Source organism: Vibrio sp. STUT-A11 (genome assembly GCF_026000435.1).
Lineage (GTDB): Bacteria > Pseudomonadota > Gammaproteobacteria > Enterobacterales > Vibrionaceae > Vibrio.
The window spans coordinates 881,548-907,410 of sequence record NZ_AP026763.1; the positions used below are offsets into that span (position 1 = coordinate 881,548).

Here is a 25,863-nt window from a genome sequence, read left to right on the forward strand (position 1 = left end):
TGAACATGGCTGAAGTGAATTTTTTATCTATCCCCTTCATCGCTGGTGGTGTGGTTTTCGTTGTGCTCTTGCTGCTCGCTTTGCAACTGCGTATTCGCTCAGGTTTGCAAAAGAAAATCGATTTTCAGAGAGTCCAAACTCGACATGCTGATAAAGAAGTACAGAAACTGAGCAAACAGTTGTTGGAAGTCCGCTCTGTGGTTGTCGGTTTAGGGCAGAAGGTGACAGAACAACAAGATGTTATTCAACATCTAAACGAACGTATCCGTGAGCTGGAAAATACTGATACGGACGGGCGTTTGTATAGCCGAGCCTCTAAAATGGTTCAATTAGGTGCTGATATTAACGAGCTGATCGAAGAGTGTGAATTACCCAAAGCCGAAGCTGAACTGATGCTATCGCTACAGAAAAAGCTGGCAGGTAAAGAGAAAATCCCACCACTCAGCAGCCGACCTTCTGAAGCGTCGAGCTATCCGTCACAAGGAAGACGACGTTAGATTAAAAAAAAGAAGCTTCGGCTTCTTTTTTTATCCCTCGCCTAAAACGGTATGTTTTACTTCTTATGAAATAGCGGTCCCATCCTTATTAATCTATATAACCATTTATGGTTAAATTTATCGAATTGTGTAAGGAAGTTAACAAAAATTCATGAACTTACTTACATCTATGGTCTCTTGTCCTGTTTCGTCTTAACTAAGCTGTGCTAATATAGCTGCTCGTTTATTATTTAGTTGAAGCCCTATGTTAGAAGTGTCTAACCTTACTGCGATCCGTGACGAAAGGGTCCTGTTTGAAAACCTGAAATTTACTATAAAACCAGGCGAGCTAGTCCAGATTGAAGGGCGAAACGGAACGGGCAAAACAACGTTATTACGCATTGTGACAGGGTTGGGTGACAGAGAAGACGGCATCATCAAATGGAAGGGAGAAGAGGTTGAAAAATCTCGTGACATCTTTCATCGAGATTTACTGTTTTTAGGCCACCAAACAGGCGTAAAACGTGAACTTACTGCATTAGAAAACTTACGCTTTTACCAGTCTATTCATAACAATCACACCTCTGATGACGACATTTTTTCCGCTTTAACTCAAGTTGGCTTAGCGGGGAGAGAAGATATTCCTGTTGCGCAACTTTCAGCTGGTCAGCAACGACGCGTAGCGCTCGCGAGACTGTGGCTGAGTAAGCAAATCTTGTGGATTCTGGATGAACCACTGACGGCGATCGATAAGCAAGGTGTCAAAGTGTTAGAAGCCTTGTTTGCTAATCATGCTGACAATGGTGGGATTGTGATTTTGACCACGCACCAAGACATGTTTTCTGATAGCCCGAAACTTAGAAAAATAAAATTGGGTGAGTAATATGATATCGGCCATGACCACTGTTATCCGTCGTGAACTCTTGATTGCCTATCGCCGTCAAGCCGACATTTTGAACCCACTTTGGTTCTTTATAATTGTTATTACTTTGTTTCCACTCAGTATTGGTCCTGAGCCAAATTTGTTAGCGCGTATTTCAGCAGGCATTGTTTGGGTTGCTGCATTGTTGTCTGCATTATTATCATTAGAGCGCCTATTTCGTGATGACTTTCAAGATGGTGCATTAGAGCAAATGATGCTCATGCCAATTCCATTGCAACTTGTGGTGATTTCGAAGGTCATAGCCCACTGGTTGTTAACAGGATTACCGCTGATTTTGATCAGTCCTCTATTGGCGGTATTACTTTCTCTGGATTTCAATACTTGGTTGGCGGTTGTGTTTACGTTGTGTATCGGTACACCGGCGTTAAGTTTTATTGGTGCCATCGGGGTGGCACTGACAGTTGGGTTGCAAAAGGGAGGCGTTCTTTTAAGTTTGCTTGTGCTTCCGCTCTATATCCCAATTCTGATTTTTGCAACGTCTGCAATTGATGCGGCAGCGCTCGGTGTAGCGTATAACGGCCAACTGGCGGTGTTAGGAGCGATGCTCATGGGAGCAATGACACTCACACCCTTTGCAATCAGCGCAGCGTTGCGAGTTAGTGTTAACTAACATTAACCACTAGTCCTTTTCTAAAGTTGGTATTAGACGGACTTAAATAATGATTAAAGCACAGCGATGGCTTCGACCTGAGAGACTGTGCCTCTATATAGCAAGAGTGAGATTGAAAAATGTGGAAATGGCTACATCCTTATGCCAAGCCTGAAGCTGCCTACCGTCTTAGTGGTAAGTTTCTGCCTTGGTTTTCTGTATTGGCCCTCGTTTTTTTAACGGCAGGTACCATTTGGGGGCTAGCGTTTGCGCCTTCAGATTACCAACAGGGTGACAGTTTCCGTATCATCTATATTCATGTTCCTTCCGCAATGTGGTCGATGGGCGCTTACTTGTCGATGGCGATTGCTGCCTTTATTGGTTTGGTATGGCAAGTTCGGCTTTCCGATATGGCAGCCTTAGCGATGGCGCCAATCGGAGCAGTATATACCTTTATCGCGCTTGTGACTGGCGCAGTATGGGGTAAGCCAATGTGGGGTACCTGGTGGGTATGGGATGCACGCCTGACTTCTGAACTTATTCTTCTGTTTTTATACTTGGGGGTGATTGCGCTGTACCATGCTTTTGACGATCAAAAGACTGCTGCCAAAGCCGCAGGTATTTTAGCGATCGTTGGCGTGGTTAACTTACCAATCATTCACTTTTCTGTGGAATGGTGGAATACGCTACACCAAGGTGCAACCATCACAAAATTCGAACAACCATCCATCTCAGCTGACATGCTCTGGCCTCTGCTGCTGAATATCTTTGGTTTTGCGTTCTTCTTTGGCGCTGTGACGATGGTGCGTTTCAGAAATGAAATCATCAGCAAAGAGAGTCACCGCCCTTGGGTACGTCAAATTGCAACCGAAAAAACTCAGTGAGGTAGTGAATTATGTATTTTGAATCTCTGAGCGACTTTTTTGCCATGGGTGGCTATGCATCATACGTATGGAGCTCGTTTGGCATCACTTTTCTATCGATGCTGATTCTCTTAATCACCAGCCTTCGTCGTGGTGATGCGTTATTGAATGAAGTGAAAGCAAAAATTGACCGTCAAGCTCGTATTGACGCAGCGAAGAATATGGAGAACACCCTATGAACCCGAGACGTAAAAAGAGGCTAGGTATTGTACTGGCTATCTTTGTCGGTATTAGTGCCACCATTGGTTTGATGCTTTACGCGCTTAACCAGAATATGGACCTATTCTACACGCCTACGGAATTGGTCAATGGTAAGCCTGATGGTACTAAACCGGAAGTCGGCCAACGTCTGAGAATCGGTGGCATGGTAGTAAACGGCTCAGTTCGTCGTGATCCTAACTCTTTGAAAGTCAGTTTTGACCTACACGATATCGGCCCGAAAGTGACCGTTGTTTATGAAGGTATTCTTCCGGATTTATTTCGTGAGGGGCAGGGTATTGTTGCACAAGGTGTTTTACGTGATGCGACCACTGTCGAAGCGTTTGAAGTGCTAGCAAAACACGATGAAGATTACATGCCACCAGAAATCGCAGAAGCGATGGAAAAAACGCATCAACCAATGAAGTATAGCGCTGAGCAAACACAAGGAAGTGGCCAATGATTGCAGAAATTGGTCACTTTGCCCTGATACTATCGCTTGCCATGGCTGTACTGCTGAGCATACTGCCGCTTTGGGGGGCATCAAAAAACAACACCATGCTGATGAACACCGCTCGTCCTCTGTCCTGGTCGATGTTTCTCATGCTGTTGTTCTCGTTCGTTATTTTATGTTGGGGCTTTTATACCAACGATTTTACCCTGCAATATGTAGCCAGTAACTCAAACAGCCAGTTGCCCTGGTACTACCGTTTGACAGCAGTGTGGGGCGCGCACGAAGGCTCACTACTTCTTTGGGTGTTGATTCAGGCAGCTTGGACCGTTGCTGTTGCAACATTCAGCCGTGGTATGCCACAAGAATCTGTCGCGCGCGTACTGGCAGTAATGGGGATGATTTCGGTCGGCTTCCTGATGTTTATTATTTTCACATCAAGCCCATTCTTGCGTACCTTGCCGTTCTTCCCTGTTGATGGTCGCGACTTGAACCCACTTCTACAAGACCCGGGGCTGATTGTTCACCCTCCGATGCTTTATATGGGGTATGTAGGTTTCTCGGTTGCGTTCTCATTTGCTATTGCTTCTTTGATGACGGGCCGTTTAGATACCGCCTGGGCTCGCTGGTCGCGTCCTTGGACAACTGCGGCGTGGGTATTTCTAACTCTAGGTATCGCGCTAGGTTCTTGGTGGGCATATTACGAACTTGGCTGGGGTGGCTGGTGGTTCTGGGATCCAGTAGAAAACGCCTCCTTTATGCCTTGGTTGGCTGGTACCGCATTGATGCACTCTTTGGCCGTCACCGAAAAACGCGGCACCTTTAAAGCGTGGACTGTACTGCTTGCTATCTCTGCATTCTCATTGAGTCTGCTGGGGACGTTCCTGGTGCGTTCAGGTATTTTGGTTTCAGTGCATGCGTTCGCCTCTGATCCTGCTCGCGGCATGTTTATTCTTGCCTTCCTGGTATTTGTTATCGGCGGCTCATTGCTACTGTTTGCGGTAAAAGGTGCATCGGTTCGTGTACGTGGTAACTTCGATTTAGTGTCGCGAGAGAATGTATTACTTGGCAACAACGTACTGTTGATCGCAGCGCTGGTTGTTGTGTTAGTCGGTACATTGTTACCGCTGGTGCATAAGCAAATTGGCCTTGGTTCTGTCTCAATTGGCGCGCCATTCTTCGACATGCTGTTTGCATGGTTGATGATGCCATTTGCCTTCTTATTGGGTATTGGTCCGCTTATCCGCTGGAAACGAGATCAATTGTCTTCAATCGTTAAGCCTATGCTGATCTCTGGGGTCACTGCACTAGTTTTAGCGGCGGTTTGTGTCTATCTATTCGCAGATTTCTTCCAAATTATGGCCTACATCGGCTGGGTAATGGCAATTTGGATCATCGTCATGCACGGTTTCGAGCTGCATGAGCGTGCGACTCACCGACACAGCTTCGTGGAAGGTGTAGGTAAGTTGCAGCGCAGTCACTGGGCAATGATGTTAGGTCATATTGGTTTGGCGGTCACCATTATCGGTATCGCGATGGTGCAGAACTACAGCATTGAGCGTGATGTGCGTTTGGCTCCGGGAGAACACTTCCAAATCCAGGGTTATGACTTCTATTTCTCTGGCTTGCGAGACAAAGATGGCCCTAACTACGATGGTTATATCGCGGATTTTGAAGTGACGCATAACGGCAACTACGTCAATACGCTGCATGCCGAGAAGCGTTTTTACCGTACTGCTAAGTCTATGATGACAGAAGCGGCAATTGATCGCGGCGTGACCCGAGACCTGTACATTGCGATGGGTGAGCGTTTAGAAGACAACCGCTCATGGGCTGTACGTATTTACTACAAACCGTTCGTTCGTTGGATTTGGGCTGGTGCTTTGATCATGGCAATTGGTGGTGGTCTGGCTATTTCAGATAAGCGTTACCGCTTCCGCAAGTCATCTAAGAAGAGCGCGAAGGCAAAGGAGCAGGTCGCACAATATGAATAAGAAAGTCTTGTTTATCCCGTTAGTTGCTTTCATGGTCCTGGCGGGGATCTTTGCAACCCAGTTGATGCGTAACCAAGAGGGTGATGACCCGACAAAACTTGAGTCGGTATTAGTGGGAAAACCTGTACCAGCCTTCCACCTTGAAGATTTGGCTGAGCCGGGTAAAGAATACGATCAATCTATTTTCAAAGGCGAGCCTTTACTGCTCAACGTTTGGGCTACCTGGTGTCCAACCTGTTATGCAGAGCATAAGTATCTGAATGAACTGGCTGGTAAAGGTGTCAAGATCATCGGTATGAACTACAAAGATGATCGCACTAAAGCAGTAGGTTGGTTGAATGATTTGGGTAATCCTTACCTGATCAGTTTGTTTGATGGCAGCGGTATGTTAGGCCTGGACTTAGGGGTTTACGGGGCTCCGGAAACGTTTATTATCGATGCTAATGGTGTTGTTCGTTATCGCCATGTCGGGGATGTCAATCCACGCAATTGGGCTGATACATTAGAACCGCTTTACAATCAGTTGGTTGAGGAGGCGAAGCTATGAGAAAGGTAATTTTAGCCGTATTTGCAGCGCTGACACTCTCGTTAGCGGCCCATGCCGCCATTGAGGTGTATGAGTTTGATAACCTCAAGCAAGAACAGCAGTTCAAAGAGCTAAGCCACACTCTGCGCTGCCCTAAATGTCAGAACAACACGATCTCTGATTCTAATGCCGAGCTTGCTCAAGACTTACGCCATAAAGTGTATGAAATGACCAAAGAGGGCAAGTCTAAGGAAGAGATCGTCGATTACATGGTGGCGCGCTACGGTAACTTTGTGACTTACAATCCGCCGTTCACCATTGCTACGGCTATCTTATGGCTGGGGCCTCTTGCTGTTGTACTGGGTGGCTTTGCTTTGATCGTATTACGTAGTCGCAAAACCAAGGCAAAAGTCGTCGCAAATAGTGATGAACAATGGGACGAACAAAAAGAAGCTCGCCTCAAAGCACTACTTGAAGAAGAGAACGACGGAGATAAGAAGTAATGACACTATTTTGGATATCTACTGTTGTTCTTACGCTGATCGCTTGTGCTTTAGTAGCCATGCCGTTACTAAAACAAAAAGCGAACAACGATGAAGTACTACGCGATGAACTTAATAAAGCGTTTTACAAAGATCGTTTATCAGAGTTACAAGAAGAGACCGAAGAAGGATTGGTTGAAAGCCAGGAAGACTTGATTTCGGATCTTAAACAATCATTGCTAGATGATATTCCGGGAGGTAACGGACACAAAGAAACAAAAATTTCTCCTGTCGCTGTTTTGATTCCATCCGTCATTTTGACCGTCGTATTAAGCTATGGTTTGTACTACCAATTTGGCGCCTCTCAGGAAGTGGTTCGATGGCAGGAAGTGTCAGCAAACTTACCAGAGTTATCGAAGAAACTGATGTCGTCATCAGCAGAACCTATGAGTGATGAAGAGATGGCGGATTTGACCTTAGCGTTGCGTACTCGTCTGCATTATCAACCGGAAGATTCAACGGGGTGGTTGCTGTTGGGGCGCATTGCTTTGGCTAATCGTGATGTTTCCACTGCGATCGATTCGATGGAAAAGTCGTTCAACCTTGAGCCTAAAGACCCGGATATTATGCTGGGGTACGCGCAAGCTCTGATGCTTTCTCAGGAAGAAATGGATCAGAACACGGCCCGTTCTCTTCTCGGACAACTAGTGCAACAAGACCGAGTTGACCTGCGTGTCTTCTCGCTGCTTGCGTTCGATGCGTTTGAACGTCAAGACTACCCAGCAGCGATCAAATACTGGGGTGTAATGCAACAGATGATCGGTCCTGAAGATAGCCGCTATGAGATGCTTTCTCGCAGCATTGATAGCGCACGTAAACAGATGGGCGAAGCGGTGTCTCCGGATAAAAGCGTGGCGGTTACCATCAGTCTTGCTCCTGAAGCTCAGGTCGATCCTAACGGGGTACTTATCGTGTCTGTCCACCGTGCTGATGGCTCTCCAATGCCAGTAGCCGCTGCTCGTTACCCGTTAGCATCATTCCCGAGAACCGTGGTTCTGGATGATGGCAATGCCATGATGCAAGGCTCAAAGTTGTCTTCATTGGATAAGCTTTTGGTACGTGTACGTGTCGATTCGGATGGCAACGTGGCAACCCGTGATCATGACTGGCACGGCGAAAGTGGTGTTGTCGAATTCGGGCAACCTGTTGAAGTTATTATCAATAAGCAATTTTAATAGTTGCGAGTCATATCCATATAGTGGTACGGCTCTAAACTATCGAGTAGAATGAAAAAGGCCAGCTAATGCTGGCCTTGTTTTTATACTTAAGTGATTTTTAAACCGTATTAGATTAGTGCGGTTTATAGCAAGGTGACTTAAGTATATTAATAGTCGTTATGGAACATAGAATGTATAACAAGGGTAAATCCATCTTCTTAATGCTGTTAGCACTTGGACTGGTTGGCTGTTCAAGCGCACCTGAGGAAGCAGCGACAGAAGAAACAAATCAAACGACTTCTGATGCGTACGACCCGTTAGAAGGCTTTAACCGTGCCATGTGGGATATTAACTACGATTACTTGGATCCGTACTTAGTGCGCCCGGTGTCGTTAGCGTATGTGGAATATACACCTACACCGGTTCGCTATGGTATTGCTAACTTTCTGGCAAACTTAGACGAACCAGCAAGTATGGTGAACAACCTGCTTATGGGTAACGGCAGTAAAGCCGTTGATCACTTCAACCGATTCTGGCTTAACTCGACATTTGGTCTTCTTGGTTTGGTTGATGTCGCGACCGCTGCGGGCATTACCAAATACGATGAAAAAGTTTTCAGTGACGCCGTTGGCCATTACGGTGTCGGCAACGGTCCTTACTTTATGGTTCCGGGTTATGGTCCATATACGCTGCGCGAAGTGACTGATACGGTAGACAGTATGTATGTACCGCTGACCTATCTGAATTTCTGGGCAAGTCTTGGTAAATGGGCTTTCGAAGGTATGGAAAAACGCGCGTTGCTTGTTCCTCAGGAAGCTCAGTTAGATAACTCGCCTGATCCATATGTCTTAACGCGTGATATTTATATCCAGCGCCAAAACTTTAAAGCAGAAGTAGAGACCGTCAAAGAAGTCGACGCAGAAGAAGAAGCTTATCTGGACGAATATTTGGACGAGTTTTAAGATAAGACAATAGATATTAAAAAGGCTTAGCAGTTGCTAAGCCTTTTTCGTTAATGATGTATTCGGTTAGAAACGGTAGTTTGCCTGAAGGCCAATCAACCAAACATTACCCGTTGTTTCACCGACAAACTGACCACCAACTTGCTCTGCTGTATTGTCCGAATCATAACCACGAGACTCTTTAATTGAGGCATCTTTGGCGATGATGTAAGTGAAACCAGCATCTAAGCTGAAATCTTTTGTCCAGTCGTAGGTTGCACCAATACTTAGCCAGGTACGATCGGTTTCTGGAATCGTTATCGTACGGTTTTTATCGCTCACGGCTGATGTGTCGTACGCAATACCTGTTCTTAATGCCAGTTGTGGCTGAAGCTGGTAAGTTGCACCCAAAGCAAAACGGTAGTTATCTTCCCAGTTTTCAACTTTAACCATGTGCGTACCTGCGGTATCAAGGTGTGCTTCCAGTTTTTCGAATGAGCTCCAGTCAGTCCAGTTAAAGCTCGTGTGAAGGGCAAGCAGCTCGGTAACTTGGTGGTAGCTGGCCAGCTCCGCAGTCGCTGGTAACGTCAGGTACATGTAACCGTCATCGCGGGTTTGTGGTAGTTGAGGAGTGCCAAAACCAAAACCAAGACCTTCAGCATGGCCCTGCAACTTAAGCTCTACTTCTGATTTGTATGCGAAGCCTACGCGGTGATTGTCGTTGATCTGCCATGCAGTACCGACTTGCCAACCCCAAGCCGTATCATCACCTTCCATGTATTTCAGCGTGGTATCTTGAGGAAGTCCCAATGCGTTGTTTGCTGGTGTTGTTGCGCCAAAGCTACCTTCACCAAGAATATAGCGAACGCCACCGCCAATACTTACAGCGTCGTTAATCTTGTAGGCTGCATTCAGGTTGGCTTCTATTGTAGTCACGCTGGCTTCGTTGCCGAAGTGTGATGCCGCAAAGCCTGTACCAAGATCCGTTTCCATGCCGTAGTTTGTTCCCAGCGCTAATCCGACCGCGAATTCATCGTTATACTGATGCGATAGGTAGAAGTTAGGAATGATGGCATCGTGAGCGAAATCATCAGAAGACGCTGGAGTGTTATTGCCATAGAAATTGACGTCACCTTCTACATCTAGGTTTGGATTCACGTAGATAGCACCAACAGAGACTTGTGTGCCTTCTAAATAAGTGAGCATCGCCGGGTTTCGCCACTGTGAACTCGCATTATCTGCCATTGCTGCTTCACCAGCGTAGGCACGGCCTAAGCCTGTTGCAGAGAACTCCGCAAGTTGGAAACCGGCTGCATGAGTCGTGCTTGCTGTGCCCAGTAGACTGAGTGCTACCGTTATAGAAAGAAGGGTCTTGTTGGTTTTCATTTTGTGTTCGCTGAATTGTTTAAAACGTGGGGTGAAATTTTAAAGATAGAGCTTTTACTTTAGAAATGAAAATCCGGAACGGGAACGATTTTGGTATTAAATTCTAACTAGACTGGCTTTAAAAGACTAAAAGCCTGGCTGTAAAAGAGTTGTGAAAGATGTTCAGCGAACAGGTGTGCGTCCTAATATAGGTTTTTAGATACACGTGTTCACTGAAATCGAGCGTAGAATAACTCGCAGGTAAGAAAAAAAGGCTGGAAATCCAGCCTTTTATATAGAAAATTTGTGCAATAGCGACTAGTGTGTTAATCAGAAGCTACGGCTGTACTGTAAGCCAACTAGAATCGCGTCTGCTTTTGTTGTTGCGGTGACAGAAGTCGCAGTAAATCCGTCAACGGTGATGGACTCTTCAACTTTCGTATCGTCACCCATCAAATAAGTGAAACCAAAGTCAATGTTAGACTTGCTGTCGATATGGTATGTAAAGCCCGTTGACAGCCATTGACGATCTGAATCTGGTACAGAAATTGACCTTAAGTTATCTTGTGCACTGGTGTCGTACATGTAGCCTGCACGCAGCGTCCAATCGTTGTTCAGATAGTAAGTACCGCCAATCGCGTAGTGCCAGCCATCTTGCCATTCGTATTTCTTGTCGTATGAACCGTTGCCGCTAAGAGTACCGATAGGTGAAGAAGCAGTGTCTAGATTACGGAAATCGATTTGATCAAACGCTTTCCAGCCAATGTATTGTACGCTGTAGTGTACCGCGAACTTGGTATCTTCGATTTTGTGGTAACCAGAGAACTCCGCTATATCTGGTAGCGGTAGCGTGATCTTTTGGCCTTTATCGTCTTCTGCTTCAAATTCTGGGCTGTAGTGGTAGGCAAAACCAAAACGGTTGTTTTCATCTAGCTCGTAAACTGTACCAAGGTTAAAGCCAACTGCGAAACCATCTGCTTTATCAACGTTTAATGCGTAAGGAGCGGCACCGAATAAACCAGGGTTTCCACGTTTCATAGTGCCTTGGCCGTAGATTAGGTCTAAACCTGCACCAAAGATCCATTGATCGTTTAAACGGTAAGAGCCTGCTAAACCAAAGTTAAAACTCTTAACGTCGGTAAGACCGCCGTATTCAGTTGCAATATAGTTATCAGCAAATTCGGTTTTTGTACCGAAGTTAGAGTAGGCATTGACACCCCAGGCAAACTTGTCGTTTACAGGAACAATCAGGTGAATATTTGGAGCAATTGAAGTATCACCCACATCATCGGTGTCAGGAACGTTGGCTACGATTGGTGAACCGCCCTGAAGCATAGGAAGGTTGTTTTGATATGTGGCATCTTTCACTTCGATCAGTGATGTAATGGTTTCAAAACCGACAGACAGTTCCATTTTGTCAAATAGAGCCATCGCAGCTGGGTTACGCGCCATTACCGATGCGTTATCTGCAATTACCGCGTCACCAGCAAATGCACGACCAAGACCTGTGGCCGATTGAGCATTAATTTGGAAACCTGCGGCCATTGTTTGGCCTGAGGCAAAAGCTACCGTTACTGCTAAGAGAGTCTTTTTGAACAGACGCTTATTATGAGTCATGTATTTTTCCTTATTAGATTCGTCTCTTTGGACGATAATTTGAGCTTTTGCTCAGTGGCGCAGATAGTAGTCACAAGAATGTTATTAACAAATCCGACCATTGGATAAAATTTAGGAAAAATTACAAAAATGATGCTAAATGCAGGGAAATGACATCTAAACTGCAATATTTAGAGTTTATACTCTAAAGGGCCTGCGGCGGGTTGTAGGCGGTAAACGTTTGCGTCCTACAAATACGAAACTGCCGCTTAGAGGTCACACTAGGCGGCAGTTGACGGGCTTTACACTAATTTTGTTTCATTTTATTACATAGGCTGGATCAGTGGCGTCAGTTGACTAGCGATCGCATTGATATCCTCACCTTGCTGACCGACCAAGACCATACTTGCACTACCAATAGGTTGAACGATGCCGCTCATGCCTTCTTTATTGAAGTCTGTGGCTTTCTCGCTCGGGATGCGGGTAATGAACATAGTGACTTTACCTTGTAATCCCTGGAAAACCATGTGCACCGCATTTGATTCTCCGAATCCACAATGATTTAAGTAATAGACGTGGTAAGGAAAGTTCTGGTTAAACTGAAAAAGCAGCGGAGACATTTTAGCGTTAATGAATGTGCTTGGTACATCTTCGTCCAAGTGGCGAATAAAAGGCTCTTCATGGATGACATGTTGAATAGCAGTATCCGCAAGCGTTGCATGTGCAGGCGAGACGATGAGTTTACTCCAGTTTATTTGGCCAACTAACAAACCCGCAGTAAATGCCACCGATGCGGCCAACGCCATTGCTTTTCGGGCAAAGGTTGGGCGAACAACGTTTTGTTGCAGCGAACTCGAACTTTGGCTGAACAAAATTTTGTCAGCAAGATCATCAGGTACCTCGACATTCATGGCCTGTTTGATTTTTTCATCGAGATCCAAAACGTCTTCAACAAACTTATGGTTGGCGTTATTCTCTGCCAAAGCTTGCAGTATCTCTTCATCCTTCTGTTTTGGATCCGACAAAATACGACGACGAAATTCTAAATCATCCATTTTTTTGTCCTCTCTTTGTATCTTGAGAATCCAACATCTCTTTCAATTGATTACGAGCACGAAATAGGCGTGTCATAACGGTATTTTTGTTCAGTTCTAGTATGTCGCCGATCTCTTCTCCACTGAAACCGCCGACGACTTGCAGAAATAAAGGTTCACGATATTCGACATCTAATTTCATGATCTGTGCCTGAAGCCACTCTTGCTGGTGATGAGGGTCGTCGCTGACCTTCGCATCATTGCCATAGTCATCGATATCTACTAAATCAAATTGTTTGCGTTCGAACCGGCGTGCGTTTTCTCGTCTTAATATGGTGATAAGCCAAGATTTTGCCGCTTTTTCGTCCAGCAAGCTATCCAGAGATTTCCATGCACGAAGACAGGTTTCTTGCACCAAATCTTCGGCAACCGCTTTATCTTTACATAGCCAGTAAGCATAGCGATATAAATCACGATGATAGCCCCTAACGAGCGATTCATATTTTCTTTGTTTGTCCATATCAGAGTTGACCGGACTGTTGGAATTTTTCTTTCCAAACATTTTTAACATGGCTGCAAGAGCCTCCATTTGTTATTTAACCAGTACTGTGTGGTCACTTGGATAGACATACAGAGTTTAGCAGCATCAATTGTTTTGTCTCACAGTAGTCAGGTCCAGGTTTTATTATTACGACTCAGATAGAAAACCAGTAGCCATGCATTTATTTGGAAGATTGAAAAAATAGATCGCTTGATAAGCGCTAAATCAATATAAAATTGATCTATTTCAAAAACTCGATCAGGGAAGCGGTTATAGTTACTCCTGTCATCTCGTTGGTCCTTGTGACTAACATGTTGAGCAAGATGACACTTCCTTTTGAAGGCTGACTTTACTTTCTCCTAATCAGGAAACTGATTATGTTCAATTGGCGTAAGTTAATTGTTTTATAGATATTCCGACCACACAGTTCTGTGTGGTTTTTTTTTACCTAAATTTCGCTTTTCTAACCCAGTTCTTATTCAACTATCTTCATTGTTCATAGTCGGTTAATCGCGCCGTGAGCATAATGTATTTCATATCAATCAAAGCCAAAAGCTAGTATTTATCTAAGTATCCGGTTTGTGAACAATCTTTATTACACTTAGCGAAAAGTTTACTTAACTCCAAATATTTGGGTATAGCCATTGTAACGTTTTAAAATCGCTGTGAGTGGTGGTTTAGAGTAATTGATCTACTAGCTTCACGTTTATCTAAATGCACCTTTGATAAATTTAACAAGTTGATTACAATGCATCAGGTCAGACCTCTTGTTAATTAAGGAGAAACAATGGGCAAGCAGGAAGTAAAGACGCGTCATGGTGAACGCGTTGCTATTGTCGCGGGGCTTCGAACTCCCTTTGCTCGTCAAAGCACGGAATTTAGCCAAGTGCCAGCAGTCGATTTAGGGAAAATGGTAGTAAGTGAAATGCTTGCTCGAACCGATCTTGATCCGAATTTAATACAACAAGTGGTATTTGGACAAGTTGTGCAAATGCCAGAAGCCCCCAATATTGCGCGTGAAATCGTCTTGGGGACAGGAATGAATGCCCATACCGATGCTTACAGTGTGACGCGCGCATGTGCCACGAGTTTTCAGGCCGCCGTTAATATAGCGGAAAGCATTATGGCTGGCACAATTGATATCGGTATTGCTGGTGGCGCTGATTCCTCATCAGTATTACCGATTGGTGTTTCTAAAAAACTTGCGGCTAACCTGCTCACTCTTAGTAAGACTAAAACGCTCGGCCAAAAGCTCAATGTGCTTAGAAACCTTAGTTTCAAAGATTTAATGCCAGTTCCTCCTGCGGTTGCTGAGTACTCTACTGGTCTGTCTATGGGACAAACCGCCGAGCAGATGGCGAAAACTCACGGTATTTCTCGTGCAGAACAAGATGCCCTTGCACATCGCTCTCATACTCTGGCGTCGCAAGCGTGGAAAGAGGGCAAGATTCAAGGTGAAGTCATGACCGCTTTCCCTGAACCTTACAAAAAGTGGATTTCAGAAGACAATAACGTTCGTCATGACTCAACGTTAGAAGGATACGCAAAACTTCGCCCGGCATTTGATCGTCAATATGGCAGCGTAACCGCAGCAAATAGTACACCTCTAACTGATGGCGGTGCGGCTGTGATGCTCATGCGCGAAGGTAAAGCGAAAGAGCTTGGTATGGAAATCCTCGGCTACATTCGTGGTTACGCCTTTTCTGCTATTGGCGTAGAAACCGATATGTTAATGGGCCCTTCTTACGCGACGGCGAAGGTATTGGAAAATACTGGGCTGGAATTGTCGGATCTGACTCTGATTGATATGCATGAGGCCTTTGCGGCTCAGGCGCTGGCCAACGTGAAGATGTTCGCTTCTGATAAGTTTGCTCAAGAAAACCTAGGCCGTTCGAAAGCCATTGGTGAAATCGACATGGATAAATTTAACGTACTTGGTGGTTCGATTGCTTATGGTCACCCATTTGCAGCGACTGGCGCGCGTATGATGACGCAAACACTGCGCGAGCTAAAACGTCGAGGTGGTGGTACTGCATTGAACACCGCGTGTGCGGCGGGTGGTCTTGGTGCGGCAATGATTCTGGAGGTTGAGTAATGAGCGAACAGAAAGCATTTAGTCTGAAGATTGACGATCAGAACATCGCGTGGTTGGCAATTGATGTGCCTAATGAAAAGATGAACACGCTGCAGGCGGCTTTTGCTGATGAAATGAAAGAAATTTTTGCTCAGCTAAAAGACACAAGTGGCATTAAAGGGATGATTATACACTCCCTGAAGCCAGACAACTTTGTGGCTGGTGCCGACGTTCGTATGTTGGAGGCTTGTACCACAGCGAATGAAGCAGAAGCGTTGGCAAAACAAGGCCAAGAGTTATTCCAACAGCTGTCTGAACTGCCTTATCCGGTTGTAGCAGCCATTCATGGCCCTTGTCTTGGGGGAGGTTTAGAACTGGCTCTGGCGTGTGACTACCGCGTTTGTACGGAATCTGATATCACACGTTTAGGTCTGCCAGAAGTACAACTAGGCTTGCTTCCAGGCTCTGGTGGTACACAACGACTTCCTCGACTAATTGGTCTTTTACCTTCACTGGATTTAATCCTGACGGGTAAACAGCTTCGCGCTAAAAAAGCGGAAAAGCTTGGAGTAGTAGATGCCTGTGTACCAGAGACTATTCTGCTTGATGTCGCTAAGCAATTTATCGACAAAGGCAAAAGCAAAGGTAAGAAAAAGCAGTCGACCAAAGAAAAGCTGATGTCGGGCAGCGGGTTAGGGCGCAAGTTTGTGTTTGAGCAAGCCGCGAAGAAAACCAACGAAAAAACCCGAGGCAATTATCCTGCGACAGTGGCTATTTTGGAAGTGATCCGGCATGGTTTGGAGAAAGGGTTCGTTAAAGGCCAAGAGCTAGAAGCGAAGCGCTTCGGCGAACTGGTTATGAGCTCGGAATCGAAAGCGCTGCGTTCCATCTTCTTTGCCACCACAGAGATGAAGAAAGAACACGGCACGGATGCTAAGCCGGCAACGGTGAAAAAAGTCGGCGTACTTGGTGGCGGTCTAATGGGCGCTGGTATCAGTCATGTCTCCGTTGCGAAAGCCAAAGTGCCAGTTCGTATTAAAGATGTGAGTAGTGACGGTGTCTTAAATGCGCTGAATTACAACTACAAGTTGTTCGAAAAGCAACGTAAGCGTCGCATTCTCTCTAAAGCGGATCTCCAAGCAAAAATGATGCAGCTTTCGGGTGGCGTAGACTTCACCAGCTTTAACCAGATTGATGTGGTCATTGAGGCGGTGTTTGAAGACCTTGATTTGAAACAGCAGATGGTTGCGGATATCGAAGAAAACGCGAAACCAGAAACTATCTTTGCGACCAATACGTCTTCGCTACCAATCCACAAAATTGCGGAAAAAGCAGAGCGCCCAGAAAACATCGTTGGTTTGCACTATTTCAGCCCGGTAGAGAAAATGCCGCTGGTGGAGGTTATCCCACATGAAACCACATCAGACGAAACTATTTCTACGGTTGTTGCGTTAGCCAAGAAACAGGGTAAAACGCCAATCGTAGTCAAGGACAAAGCTGGCTTCTACGTAAATCGCATTCTTGCACCTTACATGAACGAAGCTGCGCATATCTTGCTGGCAAACGAGCCGATAGAAAAGATAGATAACGCGTTACTGGATTTTGGCTTCCCGGTTGGGCCAATCACACTGCTTGATGAAGTAGGCGTGGATATTGGCGCTAAAATCATGCCGATTCTGGTCAATGAATTGGGCGAGCGATTCAAAGGTCCGGATGTATTCGATACTTTGCTCAACGACGGCCGTAAAGGTCGTAAGAGTGGCAAGGGTTTTTACACCTACAAAGGCAAGAAGAAAGAAGTCGATAAGTCTGTCTATAAGCTATTGAAACTTGAACCAGAGTCTAAGCTCAGTGACAATGATATTGCCCTACGTTGTGTATTACCAATGCTAAATGAAGCCGTGCGCTGTTTAGATGACGGTATCATTCGCTCGCCGCGTGATGGTGATATCGGCGCGATTTTCGGTATCGGGTTCCCGCCGTTCTTAGGCGGACCTTTCCGCTATATGGATCAGTATGGCTTGAAAGAGTTGGTTGATAAAATGAACGAATTTGCATCGAAATACGGTGATCGTTATGCACCATGTGACGGTTTACTAACCCGAGCGGGTGAAGAGCGCACGTTTTATTAGTACTAAGCGCTGAACAACGTTAAAAACAAAAAAGGCTTGCACCTCGCAAGCCTTTTTAATGGGTAAAAGAGATTAGTTCTTCTTGTCCTTACCCCAATCCACAATCTTTTGGTCTTAGTTGAAACTCTTCAATAGAGCCTACTTCTTGCCCTAGGTGGATACGAGGTTCGTCAGCGTGAGCCTGACCTTGCGAATGCATCACCAATCGATTGGCTGTTCTCGGTTTTAACTCATTGACTACGAAACGAATCATATCTGCGCGAGTCAGTTTTTTCAGTTCCGCCAGCACTTTTTCCCGCTGGTTGAACTCGGTGTCCTTGTTACCTATTGCGACCCAAAGGCGTTGAGCGCGACCGCGCAATGTGGTGTCCGGTGTTGCTATCTGATTCCACAAGCCACGTTTACTGGTGTGCCACTGATAATCATTGAGCTCTAAAAGCACCATGTAAAACGCGTTTAAGAATTCATCAATAGAAGTGACGAGCTCAGCAGGCGCGGCGTTTGGCGACTGGACATAAAGAACGATACCCGGGTGGCGGTTAAGTGGCATGTTTCCCGTGCCGACCATATAGCCTAATTGTTGTTTAGTGCGTATTTCGTGAAAGAATGTCGCTGACATCAAATGGTTTGCCAGAGAGTAAAGCGCAATACTGCATGGCTCAATATCCTCACATTGATGATAAATGACGACCGCGGAATCCTGTTGGTTACAGTGCACTTCACGTTGAAAGCTGCCGTTTTGACCTAGCATCACAAGTGGTCTTAGTGCTTCTTCATAACGCTGCTCTTTGACCCGTAGAGCGTCTTTCAATGTGGTAGCCATGTCGTGAGCCTGCTGACGTTGCCAGTCACCATAGACGAACATTTCTATATGCAGTTCGGCGAGAATGGATTCTACGAACACGGATAATTCGTCGACTTCAATCTGCTCCAGTGCTTCCGCAAGCGTTGCAAACGGTGGATTGTTTGGCTGTAACAAACCGGTTAACGAGTTGAACAGTTGTGAAATAGGGCGGTCTTGCGCAGAGTTTCGCCAGTTTCTGAGCAATTGCTGTTTGATGGTGTCAAATCGAGTTTGGCTGAACTCGCGAGCGGCGAAGCGGCGCAAAATCATCTCTAACAACTGGGGAAGTTTTTGGCTAAAGCCGGATAAAGTCAGCGTTACGCCACCTTGGTGGGCATACATGTTGTAACCCATTCCCGCGATTTCTGCCTGATAAGTTTCTTGCGCTAACGAGTCAAGAAACATCTCAACACAGAGGCGGGTCTTGACGATGTTTTTTGGTGAAGCGACGGCATGAGAACTGTCTATTGCCACGTATAGTACGCCCTTAGGTACCCGGAATTCATCGTCTTGTAAATGCCAAAGACGGAAACCTTCTAAGTCCTCAATTAACTCCGGCAGAGAATGACCATTTTCCAGCGGCATAGGATCAAGGTTGTAGCAGATATACGGATTCTTTTCGGGCAGTACAAATTGCCAACGCGGGTCTATTTGATGGAAGAAGCGTTTTTGCTCGTTGGTAAATGGCGTCACTGAGTACGGAGTGAAATACCACTCTGCGGTACGATCATAGTCTAACCCTTTGGCAATCAGCGTCACTCTTACATTGTCGATGCTCAAGTAATTCAACAAATCGCGTTGCAGTGCTTCGTCGTAGCCTGCCATTTTGTAGTCGCCGTAGATGGTATCGTCCGGTTGATAGTGCTGCATATTGACGACAAGGTGACTGACAAAATCCAGCGGCCTTGACGGTTCCTGAAAACGAAATGCAGATTCGAGCACTGCCTGTTTTTCAAGGTAGCGCCACTCATCCATCCCTTCTTGTCGGATCAAAGATAAATACTGAAAGACCGCTTGAACGACATCATCAACGTGATCCAGTCCAGTCGGTGTAAGGGTACAACTTACGGTGAAGTCGCGATAATTACTGCCGCTTGCACCGCCACCAGCAGAAAGCGAAGTGATCCATCCCTTAGTCTTGAGCTGAACCATTAGGCTACCTTCCCCTTCATAACCCAGTAGATGGGCAAAATAGGAGAGGGGTTTTGTGCCGTAATACTCGTCCATTCCCGGCATGGGAAAAGTCAAAATTAACTTGCGGAACTCTTTGATAGGCTCTATCTGAACAAAGATTCCGGTGCTGTTCTCCGTCCCAATTGGCACATCGATAGACTTGCCCTTTAATTGATGATTCGGGATATCCGCAAACATGCGCTCTACCCACGCTTGCTGCTCATCAAGGGATTGGGGGCCAAACAGCGTTAGCGTCATCAAATCAGCAGAGTATTGAGAATGATGGAACTCGACGATTTCGTCACGAATCGACTTGCCGTCTCTGTCGCCGAGTGTCTCAAGATTACCAACAGAAAATTTTGAAAATGGGTGTTCGGGATTGATGACTTCTTTATTGACCTGATAAAGACGACGAGAGTCATCATTCAGTTTTAGCTTGTATTCTGAATCGACGGCCTGACGCTCTTTGTCCAATGCTTCCTCGTTAAACAATGGTGCGGCAAAGAATTGACTAAAGCGATCGAGTGCGGTTTCAAAAGCATTTGGGGTGACATCGAAAAAGAAACAGGTGTGCTCTGTTCCTGTCCAGGCGTTATTTGTGCCCCCATGTTGACTAATATAGCTTTGAAATTCGCCTACTTTAGGGTATTTTTCCGTACCCAAAAAAAGCATGTGCTCTAAATAGTGCGCTAAACCTTGGCGATCATCGGGATCGTCAAAGTGTCCAACGTTCACTGCTAGAGCGGCAGCAGACTGTTGAGCTGTATCGGAATGAATCACCAACACGCGTAAATCATTACTTAGCGTAATGTAACGGTATTGATTTGAATCGTTAGGACTTAGGTGCACGATGCGTCTCCAGATTTCGCATTACAGTAATTATGAACCCTGAGAGGGGCAGCGCAAATGTTGCGCTTCGACAAATACTGCTCCCTGCGTTTTTGTTATTCGTAAGACTACTGCATAGGCCCATCGCTTTTGCGTATGGGTAGGGCTGTTTGAAGGAATGCACTGAGTTCATGGCATAGCCAAAGTGGTGATGAACTGAGTATATTCTTTTTTAATAGATTGTTAAGAAAGTCGCTATCTTTGGCAAGCTAATTGGTATAATGAACAGACAATTATATCAGTATTTATGTTTCGACATTATTAAAATTAGCCCCGAATATCTTATAAAGATAGCAGTCAACCTTTTGGTAGCGTTAGCTATCCATAGGAAATAACATGAAAATATTCATTATGCGTCATGGCGAAGCCGAACACTTTGCGGATTCTGACGCAACTAGACAACTGACCCAAAGAGGCAGAGATGAGTCAGAGGCTGTCGCCCGAGCGTGCAAAGAGCAAGGTTGTGCTCAATTCGACAAAGTACTTGTGAGCCCGTACATTCGAGCCCAGCAAACCTGGCAAGAAGTCAGCGAACACTTTTCGGCAAAAAGTATTGAAACGTTAGAAGATATCACACCATACGGACAATCTGAATGCGTGTACGATTATGCCAACGCGCTCATCGAAGTTGAAAAACTAGAGTCGCTGCTGTTTGTTTCCCATTTACCATTAGTCGGATATTTAACCGCAGAATTTGTGCGAGACATGGCACCACCCATGTTCCCGACATCCGGCTTGGTTTGTGTCGAATACGATCCAGAAAACCAGCAGGGTGAAGTGTTGTGGCATATCACGCCATAAGCATTAAACCAGATTTAAGCAAAAGGCAGGAACCTATTTCCTGCCTTTGTTGTTCTAGAACGAACCTTTTACTTCTCTGGAATCGAGAGAAGGACGAGCAGCGCACCGTCACCCCCAAACTCTAAAGGCGCTTGGTGAAAGGCCATCACATCAGGGTGTTGAGCCAGCCATAGTGGCGTTTTTTGCTTGAGGATATGCTTGCCAATCCCGTGCTGAACGCAAGCACAGTGAATTTCGTTCTTTACGCAGTACGCGATCATCGCGCCTAATTCGCGCTTTGCTTCCTGCTGAGTCATACCATGCATGTCGAGGAATACGTCGGGCACATACACTCCACGACGTAGACGCTTTACTTCATAAGTGGAAACGTCATCTCGTGCGTAGCGAGTTGGTCCTTCTTCATTGAGAAGAGGGACAAACTCATCAGAAAAGTAAAATTCAGAATCACTTGCTTCGCGGTTTGAGCGCTTGATTTCTTTTTGCTTAGTATTTTTTTTTGGTTGCTGGATTATGGTATCCTGTCGCAACTTTTTTACGCCCTGTACTGCTTCCTGAAACAAGGCGAAATCGTCATCGTGTTCGGTGTCTTTTTTGCTCATTAGGTAAACAAATTCATTAATAAATGTTATTAGCAGTATTGTAGCGCTTTTCGGAGGCAATTTTGGATAAGATTTTTGTAGAAGAAGCGGTATCTGAGCTACATACCCTTCAAGATATGATTCGTTGGACGGTAAGCCGCTTTAATGCTGCGAACCTGTTTTACGGTCACGGTACTGATAACGCGTGGGATGAAGCTGTGCAGCTTATCCTGCCAACGTTATACTTGCCGATCGATGTGCCTCCACACGTATTGAATTCTCGCCTGACAACCAGCGAGCGCATGCGTATTGTTGAGCGTGTAGTAAAGCGTATCAACGATCGTACACCTACCGCGTACCTGACCAACAAAGCGTGGTTCTGTGGTCTTGAGTTCTTCGTGGATGAGCGTGTACTTGTGCCGCGTTCTCCAATCGGTGAGCTGATCCAAGCAGAATTCCAACCTTGGTTAGTGGAAGAGCCAGTTCGTATCATGGACATGTGTACGGGTAGTGGTTGTATTGCGATTGCTTGTGCGCACGCGTTCCCAGAAGCTGAAGTTGATGCTATCGATATCTCGACGGACGCACTGCAAGTGGCTGAACAAAACGTTCAGGATCACGGTATGGAACAGCAAGTGTTCCCAATCCGTTCGGATCTATTCCGTGACTTGCCGAAAGAGAAGTACAACCTGATCGTGTCGAACCCGCCGTACGTGGACGAAGAAGACATGAACAGCCTGCCAGACGAGTTCACGCATGAGCCGGAGCTTGGCCTAGCTGCGGGTACGGATGGTCTGAAATTGGTTCGTCGTATTCTGGCTAATGCACCTGACTATCTAACGGATAACGGCATCCTGATTTGTGAAGTGGGTAACTCTATGATTCATATGATGGATCAATACCCACAGATTCCATTTACCTGGATTGAATTTGAAAATGGCGGCCACGGTGTATTCATGTTGACTCGTGATCAACTAGTGGAATGTGCAGAAGAGTTCAAACTGTACAAAGACTAATAGTCATACCCATCATTTTCTAAAACACCGAGCTTAGTGCTCGGTGTTTTTTTATGCGCAATTCATCAAGATTAAGTGAATATTTACTCTTTACATCAAAACGTAATAGAGCCACTATGAATCCACGAAGAATTGATAAGCAGTTGCGCCTCGATTTGAGAAGGCGTGGCGACAATAACTTGAGGAAGTAATGGCAGGAAACAGTATCGGACAACATTTCCGAGTGACGACATTCGGGGAAAGTCACGGTATCGCACTGGGATGTATCGTAGACGGGTGCCCGCCGGGGTTAGAAATTACAGAAGCAGATCTGCAAGTCGATCTGGACCGTCGTCGTCCTGGCACATCACGTTACACTACGCAGCGTCGTGAGCCGGATGAAGTAAAAATTCTTTCTGGCGTGTTTGAAGGTAAAACAACAGGTACATCAATTGGTCTGTTGATTGAGAACACCGATCAACGCTCGAAAGATTACTCTGAGATTAAAGATAAGTTCCGTCCGGGACACGCAGATTACACTTACCATCAGAAATATGGCATTCGCGATTATCGTGGTGGCGGCCGTTCGTCAGCTCGTGAAACGGCAATGCGTGTTGCGGCAGGTGCGATTGCGAAAAAATACCTGAAGGACGAATTCGGCGTAGAAATCCGCGCTTACCTATCACAAATGGGTGATGTGTCTATCGATAAAGTGGATTGGGATGAAATTGAAAACAACGCATTCTTCTGTCCTGATGTTGATAAAGTCGAAGCGTTTGACCAGCTTATCCGTGACCTGAAAAAAGAAGGCGACTCAATTGGTGCGAAGATTCAGGTTGTGGCAACCAATGTGCCTGTTGGTCTTGGTGAGCCAGTCTTTGATCGTTTAGATGCAGATATCGCGCATGCGCTGATGAGCATCAACGCGGTGAAAGGTGTTGAAGTAGGTGATGGTTTTGATGTCGTGAACCAACGCGGCAGCCAGCACCGTGATACGCTTTCTCCACAAGGTTTTGGCAGTAACCATGCTGGCGGTATTCTTGGTGGTATTTCTACTGGCCAGGATATTGTGGCAAATATTGCGCTTAAGCCAACCTCAAGCATCACGGTTCCGGGTGACACGATCACCAAAGAAGGTGAGCCAACTCAGTTGATCACTAAAGGTCGTCATGACCCATGTGTTGGCATCCGCGCGGTACCTATTGCTGAAGCAATGCTGGCGATTGTTGTGATGGATCACTTGCTTCGTCACCGTGGTCAGAACTATGGTGTGACGACAGAGACGCCAAAGATTTAAGAGCTCTGTGTCATTCCAGCGAGCCTTAGCGAGACTAGGAATCTAATTTCAGCGCGATGAAAAGAGAAATAAATACCTCTGGCAACAGAGTGCTCGGACAATAGATCCTGAATCACGCTCCTTCGTCGCTGTTCAGGATGACTGAATATAAAAATATGCCACTCACTGAATAGCGGGTGGCATAACTTTATCAGGCAATTTTTTTTGATTTAGTAGGTTCTGCTTAGTGCAGTGAGCTTTCGGTTTCCAGATGGAAAGATGGCAAACGCCATTTAAATCGAACCGCTGCCATGCGTAACACATAACCAACCACCAGCGTCATGATAGTGGCCGTGACGTCCGGCACATTAAATTCTAATAATGCTAGGTACAGTCCTGAGGCAATTAAGGCTACGGATGCGTAGAGCTCTTGGTGCAGTACTAACGGAGGCTGACGACAAATCAGGTCACGAAGTAGTCCGCCAAATACGCCAGTCACTAATGCAGATACCATACAGATACCAGGGTGAAGCCCCATATCCAGCGCGATTTTAGTGCCGATAATACTAAAGACGATCAAGCCTAACGCATCGAGACGAATAAACAGACCTTTTAATTTGATCACCCACTTCGCTAGCCCTGTTGTTAAGATCCCAGCAAGACACGTGATGGCAAGAAACTCTGGGTTCTTTACCCAGCCGAGAGGATAGTGCCCCAACAAGATGTCACGGACGGTGCCGCCACCGATGGCAGTGGCACTCGCGACCAACATAACTCCAAACCAATCCATTTTTCTTCGTCCGGCACTTAACGCACCAGTCATGGCTTCAGCCGTGATACCAATGACATACAACACACTTAGCAGCATAAGGGACACTCACCATCAAATACAACCAGGCTTGAAGCGATGGGAAAGTGCCTCAAACCTATCAATACGCTCTAGTCATCTGAGAGCATAAAATATTGCGAGAGTGTAGTGGGAAATGTGATCTGTGACGAATGAGAAATTGTATCGAGAAGTAAGGTTTCAGATTAATCCAGCTAATAACCAAACCTGTTGTGTGGCTTTACGAGCTGGACAAAAACAGCGACAATACTCATACCAATTCCAGTAATTATCTCACCATTCTTGCTGGTTAAAATCGCTGATAGCTGCGTTAGAATTTTTATAATTAGAACCACTAGTTACCGCAAATTCTTCCTGGCTCTAAGCGATTTTTCCTGCGCAATCTTCTGATGATTAATTCACTGGCATTGGTATAGCGCATGTTAATTTGAAGTATATAATCGATGATGACCCACGACTATCAAGACCTTATCACCCTATTTAACGACACATTCCTAGAACCTTTTAACACCAAACTAGAGCTGGGTGGAGATGAACCTATCTACCTTCCTGCTGATGAAGAGCAACCTCACCACCGGATTATTTTTGCTCGTGGTTTCTATGCGTCTGCACTTCATGAAATCTCGCATTGGTGTGTAGCTGGCCCTGAGCGTCGTTTGTTGGAGGATTTTGGGTATTGGTACCAGCCGGATGGCCGAACTGCAGAGGTACAGGCTGAGTTTGAGAAAGTAGAAGTTCGCCCTCAGGCATACGAGTGGATACTGTCTAAAAGTGCTGGCTTCCCTTTTACTGTCAGTTGTGACAATCTACACGGCGATTTTGAACCAGATAGGCTTGCTTTTATGCGTAAAGTGCATAACGAAGTGTTAGCTATTCTGGAGGCAGGATTACCACAACGAGTGAAAATGCTGTCTGAAGCGCTACGCTCTTTTTACCAAACTAAGCCGCTGGAAGCGTCTGACTTTATCGTTAAATAACC

General features: G+C 45.7%; 24 protein-coding genes. 17 read left to right on the top strand and 7 right to left on the bottom strand.

The window, feature by feature from the left end:
- Nucleotides 1–5 precede the first annotated feature (5 nt).
- The 11 genes from OO774_RS04160 to OO774_RS04210 all read left to right on the top strand — a co-directional run bounded on the left by OO774_RS04160 (nucleotide 6) and on the right by OO774_RS04210 (nucleotide 8,761).
- Entirely contained in the window at nucleotides 6–497 is a 492-nt protein-coding gene (locus OO774_RS04160) for a DUF2802 domain-containing protein (RefSeq protein ID WP_264904965.1), read from the top strand.
- A gap of 244 nt (nucleotides 498–741) precedes the next feature.
- On the top strand, nucleotides 742–1,359 hold the full coding sequence (gene ccmA / locus OO774_RS04165) for a cytochrome c biogenesis heme-transporting ATPase CcmA (RefSeq protein ID WP_264904967.1): 618 nt from the start codon (nucleotides 742–744) through the stop codon (nucleotides 1,357–1,359).
- Nucleotide 1,360: 1 nt separating this feature from the next.
- Nucleotides 1,361–2,029, top strand: coding sequence for a heme exporter protein CcmB (gene ccmB / locus OO774_RS04170; RefSeq protein WP_264904969.1), 669 nt, complete (start codon nucleotides 1,361–1,363; stop codon nucleotides 2,027–2,029).
- Nucleotides 2,030–2,148: 119 nt separating this feature from the next.
- Nucleotides 2,149–2,892 (top strand): heme ABC transporter permease, encoded by a 744-nt coding sequence (locus OO774_RS04175; RefSeq protein ID WP_014232641.1) that lies wholly within the window; start codon nucleotides 2,149–2,151, stop codon nucleotides 2,890–2,892.
- An 11-nt stretch (nucleotides 2,893–2,903) separates the two neighbouring features.
- On the top strand, nucleotides 2,904–3,110 hold the full coding sequence (gene ccmD, locus OO774_RS04180) for a heme exporter protein CcmD (protein WP_014232640.1): 207 nt from the start codon (nucleotides 2,904–2,906) through the stop codon (nucleotides 3,108–3,110).
- On the top strand, nucleotides 3,107–3,592 hold the full coding sequence (gene ccmE, locus OO774_RS04185; RefSeq protein ID WP_264904972.1) for a cytochrome c maturation protein CcmE: 486 nt from the start codon (nucleotides 3,107–3,109) through the stop codon (nucleotides 3,590–3,592). The genes ccmD and ccmE overlap by 4 nt, the downstream gene beginning before the upstream one ends.
- A complete protein-coding gene (locus OO774_RS04190) occupies nucleotides 3,589–5,574 on the top strand; it encodes a heme lyase CcmF/NrfE family subunit (protein ID WP_264904974.1) in 1,986 nt (661 codons plus the stop codon). Before ccmE ends, OO774_RS04190 begins: the two co-directional genes overlap by 4 nt.
- Nucleotides 5,567–6,121, top strand: a complete 555-nt coding sequence (locus OO774_RS04195) for a DsbE family thiol:disulfide interchange protein (RefSeq protein WP_020334587.1) — start codon at nucleotides 5,567–5,569, stop codon at nucleotides 6,119–6,121. Before OO774_RS04190 ends, OO774_RS04195 begins: the two co-directional genes overlap by 8 nt.
- Nucleotides 6,118–6,603 carry a cytochrome c-type biogenesis protein gene (locus OO774_RS04200; protein ID WP_264904977.1) on the top strand — a complete coding sequence of 162 codons (486 nt, stop codon included), beginning with the start codon at nucleotides 6,118–6,120 and terminating at the stop codon, nucleotides 6,601–6,603. The genes OO774_RS04195 and OO774_RS04200 overlap by 4 nt, the downstream gene beginning before the upstream one ends.
- Nucleotides 6,603–7,817: a c-type cytochrome biogenesis protein CcmI gene (gene ccmI, locus OO774_RS04205; protein ID WP_264904979.1), complete on the top strand. Its 1,215-nt coding sequence runs from the start codon at nucleotides 6,603–6,605 to the stop codon at nucleotides 7,815–7,817. Before OO774_RS04200 ends, ccmI begins: the two co-directional genes overlap by 1 nt.
- A gap of 173 nt (nucleotides 7,818–7,990) precedes the next feature.
- A complete protein-coding gene (locus OO774_RS04210; RefSeq protein WP_264904981.1) occupies nucleotides 7,991–8,761 on the top strand; it encodes an MlaA family lipoprotein in 771 nt (256 codons plus the stop codon).
- Nucleotides 8,762–8,827: 66 nt separating this feature from the next.
- Here the strand turns inward: OO774_RS04210 and OO774_RS04215 are convergent, their stop codons facing one another.
- The 4 genes from OO774_RS04215 to OO774_RS04230 form a co-directional block, all read right to left on the bottom strand.
- Nucleotides 8,828–10,126 (bottom strand): outer membrane protein transport protein, encoded by a 1,299-nt coding sequence (locus OO774_RS04215; protein ID WP_264904983.1) that lies wholly within the window; start codon nucleotides 10,124–10,126, stop codon nucleotides 8,828–8,830.
- A gap of 309 nt (nucleotides 10,127–10,435) precedes the next feature.
- Nucleotides 10,436–11,722 carry an outer membrane protein transport protein gene (locus OO774_RS04220; RefSeq protein ID WP_264904985.1) on the bottom strand — a complete coding sequence of 429 codons (1,287 nt, stop codon included), beginning with the start codon at nucleotides 11,720–11,722 and terminating at the stop codon, nucleotides 10,436–10,438.
- 305 nt (nucleotides 11,723–12,027) lie between these two features.
- Nucleotides 12,028–12,756: a DUF3379 domain-containing protein gene (locus tag OO774_RS04225; RefSeq protein ID WP_264904986.1), complete on the bottom strand. Its 729-nt coding sequence runs from the start codon at nucleotides 12,754–12,756 to the stop codon at nucleotides 12,028–12,030.
- Nucleotides 12,749–13,324, bottom strand: a complete 576-nt coding sequence (locus OO774_RS04230) for a sigma-70 family RNA polymerase sigma factor (RefSeq protein ID WP_176291671.1) — start codon at nucleotides 13,322–13,324, stop codon at nucleotides 12,749–12,751. The genes OO774_RS04225 and OO774_RS04230 overlap by 8 nt, the downstream gene beginning before the upstream one ends.
- A 739-nt stretch (nucleotides 13,325–14,063) precedes the next feature.
- On the opposite strand from OO774_RS04230, the gene fadI reads away from it, so the two are divergent.
- Nucleotides 14,064–15,371: an acetyl-CoA C-acyltransferase FadI gene (fadI, locus tag OO774_RS04235; RefSeq protein WP_264904988.1), complete on the top strand. Its 1,308-nt coding sequence runs from the start codon at nucleotides 14,064–14,066 to the stop codon at nucleotides 15,369–15,371.
- Entirely contained in the window at nucleotides 15,371–17,482 is a 2,112-nt protein-coding gene (gene fadJ / locus OO774_RS04240; RefSeq protein WP_264904990.1) for a fatty acid oxidation complex subunit alpha FadJ, read from the top strand. The genes fadI and fadJ overlap by 1 nt, the downstream gene beginning before the upstream one ends.
- Before the next feature lie 88 nt (nucleotides 17,483–17,570).
- Here fadJ and OO774_RS04245 read toward each other — a convergent pair whose 3' ends face one another.
- Nucleotides 17,571–20,348, bottom strand: a complete 2,778-nt coding sequence (locus OO774_RS04245) for an insulinase family protein (RefSeq protein ID WP_264904991.1) — start codon at nucleotides 20,346–20,348, stop codon at nucleotides 17,571–17,573.
- Nucleotides 20,349–20,723: 375 nt separating this feature from the next.
- Here OO774_RS04245 and sixA point away from each other — a divergent pair, with 375 nt between their 5' ends.
- Nucleotides 20,724–21,188 (top strand): phosphohistidine phosphatase SixA, encoded by a 465-nt coding sequence (sixA, locus tag OO774_RS04250; protein ID WP_264904993.1) that lies wholly within the window; start codon nucleotides 20,724–20,726, stop codon nucleotides 21,186–21,188.
- Between the two features lie 68 nt (nucleotides 21,189–21,256).
- Here sixA and smrB read toward each other — a convergent pair whose 3' ends face one another.
- Nucleotides 21,257–21,787: an endonuclease SmrB gene (smrB, locus tag OO774_RS04255; RefSeq protein WP_065300027.1), complete on the bottom strand. Its 531-nt coding sequence runs from the start codon at nucleotides 21,785–21,787 to the stop codon at nucleotides 21,257–21,259.
- A 62-nt stretch (nucleotides 21,788–21,849) separates the two neighbouring features.
- On the opposite strand from smrB, the gene prmB reads away from it, so the two are divergent.
- Both prmB and aroC read left to right on the top strand, forming a co-directional pair.
- Complete coding sequence (prmB, locus tag OO774_RS04260) at nucleotides 21,850–22,782, top strand: 50S ribosomal protein L3 N(5)-glutamine methyltransferase (RefSeq protein ID WP_264904995.1); 933 nt, start codon at nucleotides 21,850–21,852, stop codon at nucleotides 22,780–22,782.
- Between the two features lie 190 nt (nucleotides 22,783–22,972).
- Nucleotides 22,973–24,058 (top strand): chorismate synthase, encoded by a 1,086-nt coding sequence (gene aroC, locus OO774_RS04265; RefSeq protein WP_264904996.1) that lies wholly within the window; start codon nucleotides 22,973–22,975, stop codon nucleotides 24,056–24,058.
- A gap of 223 nt (nucleotides 24,059–24,281) precedes the next feature.
- On the opposite strand, the gene OO774_RS04270 is transcribed toward aroC, so the two are convergent.
- Nucleotides 24,282–24,905: a trimeric intracellular cation channel family protein gene (locus OO774_RS04270; protein WP_264904998.1), complete on the bottom strand. Its 624-nt coding sequence runs from the start codon at nucleotides 24,903–24,905 to the stop codon at nucleotides 24,282–24,284.
- 425 nt (nucleotides 24,906–25,330) lie between these two features.
- Here OO774_RS04270 and OO774_RS04275 point away from each other — a divergent pair, with 425 nt between their 5' ends.
- Nucleotides 25,331–25,861, top strand: a complete 531-nt coding sequence (locus OO774_RS04275; protein ID WP_264906066.1) for an elongation factor P hydroxylase — start codon at nucleotides 25,331–25,333, stop codon at nucleotides 25,859–25,861.
- Nucleotides 25,862–25,863 lie beyond the last annotated feature (2 nt).